The sequence below is a fragment of the Luteimonas lutimaris genome (assembly GCF_039537065.1).
GTDB classification, from domain to species: domain Bacteria; phylum Pseudomonadota; class Gammaproteobacteria; order Xanthomonadales; family Xanthomonadaceae; genus Luteimonas; species Luteimonas lutimaris.
Map to the genome: position 1 here is coordinate 218,107 of NZ_BAAAZU010000003.1, position 8,966 is coordinate 227,072.

An 8,966-nucleotide genomic window follows, 5' to 3' on the forward strand; every position below is an offset into this window, starting at 1 on the left:
CAATCGCGGCCATGGCCGCTCCCACAAAAGGCTGATTCCCACAAAAGGCCGCTCCCACACAAGGCTGATCCCCACAAAAGGCTGATCCCACGGGAGATTGACCACACAGAAAGCTGATCCCGCAGAAGGCTGCCCAGTAGAGGGCCTATCCCTCAGAAGGTCGCCCCACAGGCTTGCCCATCCACGCGAGCTGCCCGCCCCCTCGCGTATCCTTTCCCGATGGTCGATGCAGACGCCAGCCGGCAGACGGAAATCGGGATCGACGCCGCCACGCGCCTGCGCCCCTGGTGCGACACCGACCTCGAATCGCTCGTGCTCCACGCCAACGACGAACGCGTCTCGCGCGGCACCAGCGACCGCTTCCCGTTTCCCTACACCCGCGCCGACGGCGAGGCCTTTCTCGCCGGGCGCGTGGTCGACATGACCGCGCCGGTGTTCGCCATCGAGATCGACGGCCAGGCCTGCGGCGGCATCGGCGTGCGGCCGGGGCAGGGCGAGCGCCGCCACGGCGCCGAACTCGGCTACTGGCTCGGCCACCGCCACTGGAACCGCGGCCACATGACGCGCGTGGTCGGTGCGTTCGCGCCGTGGGTGATGGACGCGCTGTCGCTGTACCGCCTGCAGGCGACCGTGCTCGACTTCAACGCCGCCTCGGCGCGGGTGCTGCTCAACAACGGATTCGTCGAGGAAGGCACCCAGCGCAACGCCGTGTTCAAGCACGGCCGGCTGCACGACCTGCGTACCTTTGCACGCACCCGGGACTCCCTCGATGCCGACTGACCGCCCATCGCCCTGGAACCGGCCGCCGCCGCGTCGCGACGCGGAACACCCGGCGCCCGCGCAACCCCCCACGCCGCGCCGCAACCGCGACGAGGAAGTGCGTCTGCACGGCATCAACGCGGTGCAGGCCGTGTTCGCGCGCCGGCCCGACGCGATCCGCAAGCTCTACCTCGCCGAAGCACGCATCCCGCAGCTGCAGCCACTGCTGAAGTGGTGCGTCGCGCACCGCGTCGGCTACCGCGTGGTCGACGAGGCCGACCTGCGCAAGCTTGCCGCCAGCGCGCACCACGAAGGCATCGTCGCCGACGTCCTGCGCGAACCGCCGCAACCGCTCACCGCCTGGCTGGAGGCACTGCCGGCCGGACCGTGCTGCGCACTGTGGCTGGACGGCGTCGGCAATCCGCACAACCTCGGCGCGATCCTGCGCTCGGCCGCGCACTTCGGCATCGCCGCCATCCTGCTGCCAAAGCACTCTCCGCTCGCCCTGTCCGGCGCCGCCGCGCGCGTGGCCGAAGGCGGCGCCGAAGCCGTGCCCTTCGTGCGCCTGGGCCGCGACGACAACGCCATCGCCCAGCTGCGCGGCGCCGGCTTCGCCCTGGCCGCCACGGTGGTGAAGGGCGGCGACGACCTGTTCGTCGCGCGCCTGCCCGAACGGCTGGTCTACGTCCTCGGCGCCGAAGGCGAGGGCATGGATGGCGAACTCGCCGCCGCCTGCGACCTGCGCCTGTCGATCCCCGGCACCGGTGCCGTCGAAAGCCTCAACGTCGCCGCCGCCACCGCCGTGCTGCTGGCGCAGTGGACCCGCACCCGCTGATCCGCGCTCGCCCTGCCTTGTAGGAGCGGCTTCAGCCGCGAGCTTTTGCTCCCGGGTTGCGGGAGGTGCCTTTCGGCGCAGCCACCCGCTTCCCGCCACCCTACGCAAGGGAAGGGGCCAGGGCAAAAGCTCGCGGCTGAAGCCGCTCCTACAGGGCGGGTGCCAAATTGCGCTGCGGACTTAGTCTTCGCTGCCAGCCGCCCCAGGCGCACTTCCAAACCCGCCGTCCGCCTGCGCCGCCAGCCAGGTGAACACTGTGTACGCGGCCACGTTCTGCGCCAGCGCTTCCGGGTCGATCTTGTCGAGGGTGTCCTCGGCGTTGTGGTGCAGGTCGAAGTAGTCGGTGCCGTCGTGGCCGAGCCATGCCCACGCCATGCCGGCGCGGGTCATCGGGCCGATGTCGGATTCCGGATCGCCCTCGCCGGGCAGCGGCTCGATGCCCAGCGGTGCCAGCGCGGTGGCGATCTGGTCGAACGCCGCCTTCTCGCCCTCGCGTGCGCTGGAGTCGAAGCCGTAGATGCGCCCGGCGCCGAAGTCGCTTTCGGCGGCGATCACGTGCTTCTCGATCTCGCCTGCGTGCTTCTCGGCGTACGCGCGGCCGCCCCACAGGCCCTGTTCCTCGTTGGCGAAGGCCACCACCCGGATCGAACGCTTCGGCTTGAGCGGCTTGAGCAGCGCGCCGGTGGCCATGGTGATGCCGATGCCGGCGGCGTCGTCGATCGCGCCGGTGCCCAGGTCCCAGGAATCCAGGTGGCCGCCGATCAGCACGATCTCGTCCGGGCGCTCGCTGCCGGTGATCTCGCCGATCACGTTCTGCGAGGTGTATTCGCCGTCATAGCCGCAGTCCAGCGCCACGCGGATCCGCGTCGGCCCCAGCGCGACCAGGCGCGCCAGTTGGTCGGCGTCGATCATCGACAGCGCGGCCGCCGGGATCGGCGTCAGTCCGTCCTCGAAACCGGTGTTGCCGGTATGCGCCGCGCGCGAGGAGTCGGTGCCCGCCGAGCGCATCACGAATGCCGCCGCGCCCTTGGCGATCGCCACCGACGGGCCGGCCCAGCGCACGCCGCCGCCGTTGCGGTAGTCGCCGCCGTCGCGCTGCTTCTTCATCCGGTAATCGACGAAGGCGATCTTGCCGGCCAGCGAGCCGTCCGGCGCTGCCTTCAGTGCGTCCAGGTCGGCGAAGCGCACCACCTCTCCTTCGACCGTGCCGCCGGGGCTGCCGCCCAGCGCGGTCAGCACCAGCGGCTGCGCATGCTCGCCGAGCACTTCGGCGTGTTCGCTGCGGCGCACCCACCTGGGGAAGGTGACCGGTTCGGTCCAGACCTTGTCGTAGCCCAGCGCCTCGAACTTCGCCTTCGCCCACGCCACCGCGCGCGCGTCGGCCTCGGTGCCGGCCAGGCGCGGGCCGACCTCGGTGGTGAGCGATTCGGTGATCTTCCAGCCCAGGTCGCTGGCCAGCGCCTGCTCGCGCAGCTGCGCGACCTGGCCGGTGGCGGCGTCGGGGATGCGGGTCTGCGCGTGCAGCGTGGTGGCGGGCAGCGCAAGGGCGAGGGCAAGCATCAGCGGGGCAAGGCGCATGGCGGTCTCCGGTTGAGGTGCGCCCGGACAGCCGCCCGCACGCCAGAAAAAGACGAAGCCACGAGGGTGACAGCCCCCGTGGCTTCCCGACCTGTGGCACAAGTCATGCCGCGCGCGGCGGCGGCTGTGCTCAGCGCTTGAGCGAATCGCGGATCTCGCGCAGCAGCAGCACATCTTCGGAGGGTTCTTCCGGCGCCGCTTCCTCGGGCTGCTTGTGCATGCGGTTGATCGCCTTGACCAGCAGGAAGATCGCGAACGCCAGGATGGCGAACTGGATCACCGCGTTGAGGAACTCGCCGATGCCGATCACCACCGCCGGCACCGCTTCGCCGGCCGCGTCCACCGTGGCTTCCTTCAGCGTGATCACCCACTTCGAGAAGTCGACGCCGCCGATGAGCAGCCCGATCGGCGGCATGATCACGTTGTCGACCAGCACGGTGACGATCTTGCCGAACGCCGCACCGATGACCACGCCGACCGCGAGATCGACGACGCTGCCGCGCATCGCGAATTCCTTGAACTCCGTCATCATGCCCATCTGTTTTCCTCGCTGGCGGTTCGGGGACTTCTAGCCTACACGCGCGGCGGCGCGATGCGGCAATGCAGTTCGAGCAGGTCATCGAGCCGGCCCACGCACTCGTCGCCCGGTTGCAGCGCGGCCACCCCGGCTGGCGTGCCCATGAACACCAGGTCGCCGGCGCGCAGGGCGTACAGGCGCGACAGCGCGACCAGGATGTCCGGCACGTCCCAGATCAGCAGGTCCAGCCGCGACTGCTGGCGCACGCTGCCATTCACCGCCAGCGACAGCGTGCGCGCGGCCAGTTCGCCCACCGCGGCCGCCGGCAGCAGCTCGCCGACGGGTGCCGAGTGGTCGAAGGCCTTGCCGGTATCCCAGGGCAGTCCCTTGGCCTTGGCCGCGGCCTGCAGGTCGCGGCGGGTCAGGTCCAGGCCCAGCCCGTAGCCGAACACGAGCGCCTGCGCCGCGTCGCGGTCAAGCGCGCCGGGTGGCGCGTCGCGGCCCAGCGCGACGACCAGCTCGATCTCGTGGTGCAGTTCGGTCGTGCCGGGCGGGTAGGGCACCTCGATGCCGGTGACGATCGCGTCGGCCGGCTTGAGGAACAGCGTCGGCTGCCCGCGCTCGGCCTTCGACGCCGGTGCCGCGGCGCCCATCTCGCGGGCGTGGTCGGCGAAGTTGCGGCCGACGCAGTAGATCCGGTGCACCGGAAACGTCCCGCCGCCGCGCACCGGCACGCGCGGCACGGCGGGCGCGGGGATCACGTCGCGCGGAGCGGAATCGGTCATCGGGAATGGGCCGGAAGGTGTCTGGCCGGGGTCACGGACGCCGTCCGCGCCTCAGCGCAGCAGCGGTTCGCCGGCCTTGGGCACGACGTGGTATTCCGCGTCCACCACCCGTCCGGCAGCGGCCTGCGGCTTGCCGCGCCGGCGCAGCAGCCGCGCCACCAGGCCACCGGCCAGCATCGCCAGACCCACGAACACGCCGGCCACCAGCAGCACTGCCAGCAGCAGCACGCCCACCACGCCCAGCAACGCCCGCAGCGCCGGGTGCCGCGGCTTGCGCGGCGCGAACATCGCGCTGGTGAAACGGCCGTGGAAGCTGCGGAAGAAACGAACGGACATGGGGCGTGGCGGTACGATGACGGGAAGTAACGGAGTATCGGGCCCGTGATGAATGAAAAAGTAAGAACCTTGTTAAGCACGGGTGAAGAAGGGACCCGGCTCGGCTCCCTGTCACAGATCGAGGACGGCGGATTCGCCGAAGCCGAAGCCACCCTCGACGGCGACGCCGAATCGCTGATCCTGCACCGCGACGGCGACCACGTCCGCGCCTGGCTCAACATCTGCCCCCACGCCGGTCGCCGCCTCGACTGGGCGCCCGGCCAGTTCCTCAAGAGCCGCGACGGCCACCTCGTCTGCGCCGTCCACGGCGCCACCTTCGAAACCACCGACGGCCTTTGCATCGCCGGCCCCTGCCGCGGCGAATCCCTCCGCCCCGTCGCCGTCGAAGTGCAAGACGGCGAAGTCGTCCTCACCCCCGAACCCCCGCCCACCCCGTAGGAGCGGCTTCAGCCGCGAGCCTTTCCCTTCGGCCAGGGAACCGGCTCCCCACCTGCGCAGGCACGACGATCAAAAACGAGGCTCTCGTAGGAGCGGCGGAAGCCGCGAGCTCTTCCCGTCGGCCAAGGAACCGGCTCCCCGCCTTGGCGGAGACGACGATCAAAAAGAGGCTCTTGTAGGAGCGGCGGAAGCCGCGAGCTTTTCCCTTCGGCCAAGGAACTGGCCCCTCCGCCTTGGCGGGGACGACGATCAAAGACGGAGGCTGTTGTAGGAGCGGCTTCAGCCGCGAGCCTTTCCCTTCAACCAGGGAACTGGATCCCCGCCCGCGCGGCAATGACGATCAAAGGCACGACCGTCGCAGGGAAGGGCAAAAGCCACCACACCCCTACGAGACCGCCGCCCCCACCGCCAACCCCCGATACCGCCCATCCAGCGCCGCCACATGTCCCTCCAGCGCCTCCAGCGGCCCATCATTGACGATCACGTCATCGGCAATCGCCAACCGCTCCAGGCGCGACGCCTGCGCAGCAATCATGCGATCCGCCAGCGCCCCGTCGATGCCGTCGCGCAGCAGCAGCCGCGCATGCTGCACCGCCGCCGGCACGTCGACCACCAGGATCCGGTCCAGCCACGGATACGCCGTCCGCCCGCCGCCCTCGGCCAGCAGCGGGATCGCCGCGATCGCATACGCCCCCTGTGCCGCAGCGCAGGCCGCACGCAGCGCCGCGCGCACTCGCGGATGGATGATCGCCTCCAGCCCCAGCCGCGCCCCGTCGTCGTCGAAGATCCGCCGCCGCATCGCCGCCCGGTCCAGCGCCCCATCCGCCGCCAGCACCCCAGCCCCGAACGCCGCCACAACTTCCGCCAACCCTTCCGACCCCACCGCCACCGCCTCGCGCGCGGCCACGTCGGCATCCGCAACGGACACCCCCCGCGCCTCGAACCGCGCAGTCACCGCGCTCTTGCCCGAAGCCACGCCGCCCGTCAGTCCGATGATGAAGTCGCTCATGGCCGGATTATGGCGCAGCCCGCCGCGCCCTCTGCAGCACCGCCGCAAAACCCTCTCAAGAGGAGCGGTCCAAAGCCCTCCCCTTCAAGGGGAGGGTTGGGTGGGGATGGGTTTCCCCAGGCGTACAAGCCCCCGCCATGTGCAGGCAGATGTGGGAGCGGCTATAGCCGCGAGCTTTTGAAGGGTTGCCCGGTCGCCCACGGAAAATCGCGGCTATAGCCGCTCCCACGGGGCTCCCACAGGGCCCCACAAAGCTCCCCACAAAGCTCCCCACAAAGCTCCCCACAAAGCTCCCCACAAAGCTCCCCACAAAAAATTCGGCGGCTCAGATGCCGGCGTACTGCCGATACGCCCCGATGATCTGCTCGCCCCACATGAACACGATCCACCCGGCGATCGCCAGGTACGGCCCGAACGGGATCGGCGTCGCCCGGTCGCGGCCCTTCATCCCCAGCCAGATCGAACCCACGATCGCCCCCACCAGCGACGACAGCAGGATCGTCGGCAATATCCCCTGCAGGCCCACCCAGGCGCCCAGCGCGGCCAGCAGCTTGAAGTCGCCGTGGCCCATGCCTTCCTTGCCGGTGAGCTGCTTGAACAGCCACCACACCGTCCACAGGCTCAGATACCCGATCACCGCGCCCACCAGCGCCGGCTTGGCCGGCATGTAGAGATTGTCCACCGCCCCGATCAGCCCCAGCCACATCAGCGGCAAGGTCAGCTGGTCGGGCAGCAGTTGGGTACGCAGGTCGATCCCCGACAGTGCGACCAAAAAGCACGTCAGCACGATCGCGCCAAACCCCTGCCAGCCGAACCCCCACTGCCACACGCACGCCAGTACCAGCAGCATCGTCAGCAGTTCCACCAGCGGGTACTGCGGCGAGATCGGCGCCTTGCAACTGCGGCACTTGCCGCGCAGCGCCACCCAGCTGACGACCGGGATGTTCTCGTACCAACTCAGGTTGTGCCCGCAGTGCGGGCAGTGCGACCGCTCCACCACGATCCCCGGCGGCGGCGGGTCGTACAGGTCCGGCTCGCCCAGGATCTCGCGGCTGTCGCGCTTCCACTCCCACTCCAGCCGGCGGGGCAGGCGCAGGATGACCACGTTGAGGAAGCTGCCGACCAGCAGCCCCATCCCGGCGGCCAGCGGATAGCCGAGCTCCGGGTTCTGGTCGAGAAACGCCATCCGCGGCTTAGCCCATCACGGTCATGGCGATCTTGAAGATCGGCAGGTACATCGCGATCACGATCGACCCCACCAGGCCACCAATGACCACCATGATGAAAGGCTCGATCAGGCTGGTGATGGCATCCACCGAGTTGTTCACTTCCTGCTCGTAGAACTCGGCCACCTTGAACAGCATCGTATCCAGCGCGCCGGCCTCTTCGCCGATGGCGGTCATCTGCACCACCATGTGCGGGAACAGGTTGGCCTGCTTCATCGCCACGTTGAGCTGGTAGCCCACCGCCACGTCATCGCGCATTTCGTGGACCGCCTTGGTATAGACCCGGTTGCCCGTGGCGCCGGCCACGCTGTCCATCGCCTCCACCAGCGGTACGCCAGCCTTGAAGGTCACCGCCAGCGTGCGCGCGAAGCGCGCAATGGACGAGTTGTGCAGCACCTGACCGATGATCGGCACCTTCAGCAGCAACCGGTCCATGGCGTACTGCAGTTTCTGCGAGCGCTTGTAGGCGTACATGAAGGCAGTGAATGCGATCACCGCAACAATCACGATTGCCCACCACCAGCTCACCAGGATGTCGGATATCCCGAACACCAGGCTGGTGAAGGCGGGCAGGTCGGCGCCGAAGCTCGCGAACTGCTCCTTGAAGATCGGTACCACGTACACCATCAGGATGCCGCAGACCAGGATCGCCACCGCGATCACTGCGATCGGGTAGAACAACGCCTTCTTGATCTTGCCCTTGACCGCCTCGATGTTTTCCTTGTAGTCGGCGATGGTTTCCAGCACGGTTTCCAGCGAGCCGGAGGACTCGCCCGCGCGCACCAGGTTGCGGTACAGCTCGTCGAACTGCACCGGATGCTTGCTCATCGCCTCGTAGATCGACGAGCCGCCCTCGATGTCGAGGCGGACTTCGTTGACCAGCTTCTTCATCTTCGGGTTTTTCTGGCCGTTGCCGATGATCTCCAGCGCCATCACGATCGGCACGCCGGATTTCATCATCGTCGCGATCTGGCGGCTGAACACCGCGATGTCCTTGGCCGTCACCGACTTGCCGGCACTGCCGAACAACGGCTTGGGCTTGAGCTTCACCGAGCGCGGCTGGATGCCCTGGCGGCGCAGTTCGGCGCGCAGCATGTTGGCGCTGCGGGACTGCTGCTCGCCCTTCATTGTCTTGCCGCGCTTGTCGGTGCCCTCCCAGACGAACATCTGCAGGGTCACGCCGTCGCGTACCGGCTTGGCGGCATCGCGGCGGGCGGCGGTCTTGGCGACGGAACGTGTCACGGCCATATCGATTTCCCCTTGATCCCCAGATTCCGGCATCGCCGGAGCCCCAACCTGCGATGGTAGCCGGTTGCGGCCACATGTGAAGCGCCCGGGTGTGACGGCGCGCAGGATTCCAGCGCTTCCGCCCCTCCCAACCGGTAATCCGCCACCCCGGCAGCAGCAATCGCAGTGCAATCCCCGTGGGCCGCGTCCCCTGTGGGGGGCGGGGATTGTGGGAGCGGCCATGGCCGCGATTGCT

Annotated in this window: 10 protein-coding genes; 3 read left to right on the forward strand and 7 right to left on the reverse strand. The window is 69.0% G+C overall.

From position 1 onward, the window contains the following. Nucleotides 1-219 precede the first annotated feature (219 nt). The gene (locus ABD679_RS03080; protein WP_344758470.1) at nucleotides 220-780 is read left to right on the forward strand and encodes a GNAT family N-acetyltransferase; all 561 of its coding nucleotides are present in this window, start codon (nucleotides 220-222) and stop codon (nucleotides 778-780) included. After that, on the forward strand, nucleotides 770-1,594 hold the full coding sequence (locus tag ABD679_RS03085; protein WP_344758471.1) for a TrmH family RNA methyltransferase: 825 nt from the start codon (nucleotides 770-772) through the stop codon (nucleotides 1,592-1,594). The genes ABD679_RS03080 and ABD679_RS03085 overlap by 11 nt, the downstream gene beginning before the upstream one ends. Nucleotides 1,595-1,774: 180 nt before the next feature. Here ABD679_RS03085 and ABD679_RS03090 read toward each other — a convergent pair whose 3' ends face one another. From ABD679_RS03090 to ABD679_RS03105, 4 genes are all read right to left on the reverse strand, one after another. Continuing rightward, entirely contained in the window at nucleotides 1,775-3,172 is a 1,398-nt protein-coding gene (locus tag ABD679_RS03090; protein ID WP_344758472.1) for a M28 family peptidase, read from the reverse strand. Between the two features lie 130 nt (nucleotides 3,173-3,302). Further along, on the reverse strand, nucleotides 3,303-3,710 hold the full coding sequence (gene mscL, locus ABD679_RS03095; protein WP_344758473.1) for a large-conductance mechanosensitive channel protein MscL: 408 nt from the start codon (nucleotides 3,708-3,710) through the stop codon (nucleotides 3,303-3,305). Nucleotides 3,711-3,745: 35 nt separating this feature from the next. Further along, entirely contained in the window at nucleotides 3,746-4,474 is a 729-nt protein-coding gene (locus ABD679_RS03100; protein WP_344758474.1) for a fumarylacetoacetate hydrolase family protein, read from the reverse strand. 51 nt (nucleotides 4,475-4,525) lie between these two features. Continuing rightward, a complete protein-coding gene (locus tag ABD679_RS03105; RefSeq protein WP_344758475.1) occupies nucleotides 4,526-4,810 on the reverse strand; it encodes a hypothetical protein in 285 nt (94 codons plus the stop codon). A gap of 48 nt (nucleotides 4,811-4,858) precedes the next feature. Here ABD679_RS03105 and ABD679_RS03110 point away from each other — a divergent pair, with 48 nt between their 5' ends. Continuing rightward, complete coding sequence (locus ABD679_RS03110; RefSeq protein WP_344758476.1) at nucleotides 4,859-5,248, forward strand: Rieske (2Fe-2S) protein; 390 nt, start codon at nucleotides 4,859-4,861, stop codon at nucleotides 5,246-5,248. Nucleotides 5,249-5,633: 385 nt separating this feature from the next. On the opposite strand, the gene coaE is transcribed toward ABD679_RS03110, so the two are convergent. From coaE to ABD679_RS03125, 3 genes are all read right to left on the reverse strand, one after another. Beyond that, a complete protein-coding gene (gene coaE, locus ABD679_RS03115) occupies nucleotides 5,634-6,257 on the reverse strand; it encodes a dephospho-CoA kinase (protein WP_344758477.1) in 624 nt (207 codons plus the stop codon). A gap of 325 nt (nucleotides 6,258-6,582) precedes the next feature. Then, nucleotides 6,583-7,443, reverse strand: a complete 861-nt coding sequence (locus tag ABD679_RS03120; protein ID WP_344758478.1) for a prepilin peptidase — start codon at nucleotides 7,441-7,443, stop codon at nucleotides 6,583-6,585. A 7-nt stretch (nucleotides 7,444-7,450) separates the two neighbouring features. Then, nucleotides 7,451-8,731, reverse strand: coding sequence for a type II secretion system F family protein (locus ABD679_RS03125; RefSeq protein WP_425561834.1), 1,281 nt, complete (start codon nucleotides 8,729-8,731; stop codon nucleotides 7,451-7,453). Nucleotides 8,732-8,966 lie beyond the last annotated feature (235 nt).

Bases quoted from the DNA above. Each gene is read 5' to 3' on its own strand.
- ABD679_RS03080 (WP_344758470.1), top strand. From the start codon at position 220: ATGGTCGATGCAGACGCCAGCCGGCAGACGGAAATCGGGATCGACGCC.
- ABD679_RS03085 (WP_344758471.1), top strand. From the start codon at position 770: ATGCCGACTGACCGCCCATCGCCCTGGAACCGGCCGCCGCCGCGTCGC.
- ABD679_RS03090 (WP_344758472.1), bottom strand. From the start codon at position 3,172: ATGCGCCTTGCCCCGCTGATGCTTGCCCTCGCCCTTGCGCTGCCCGCC.
- mscL (WP_344758473.1), bottom strand. From the start codon at position 3,710: ATGGGCATGATGACGGAGTTCAAGGAATTCGCGATGCGCGGCAGCGTC.
- ABD679_RS03100 (WP_344758474.1), bottom strand. From the start codon at position 4,474: ATGACCGATTCCGCTCCGCGCGACGTGATCCCCGCGCCCGCCGTGCCG.
- ABD679_RS03105 (WP_344758475.1), bottom strand. From the start codon at position 4,810: ATGTCCGTTCGTTTCTTCCGCAGCTTCCACGGCCGTTTCACCAGCGCG.
- ABD679_RS03110 (WP_344758476.1), top strand. From the start codon at position 4,859: ATGAATGAAAAAGTAAGAACCTTGTTAAGCACGGGTGAAGAAGGGACC.
- coaE (WP_344758477.1), bottom strand. From the start codon at position 6,257: ATGAGCGACTTCATCATCGGACTGACGGGCGGCGTGGCTTCGGGCAAG.
- ABD679_RS03120 (WP_344758478.1), bottom strand. From the start codon at position 7,443: ATGGCGTTTCTCGACCAGAACCCGGAGCTCGGCTATCCGCTGGCCGCC.
- ABD679_RS03125 (WP_425561834.1), bottom strand. From the start codon at position 8,731: ATGGCCGTGACACGTTCCGTCGCCAAGACCGCCGCCCGCCGCGATGCC.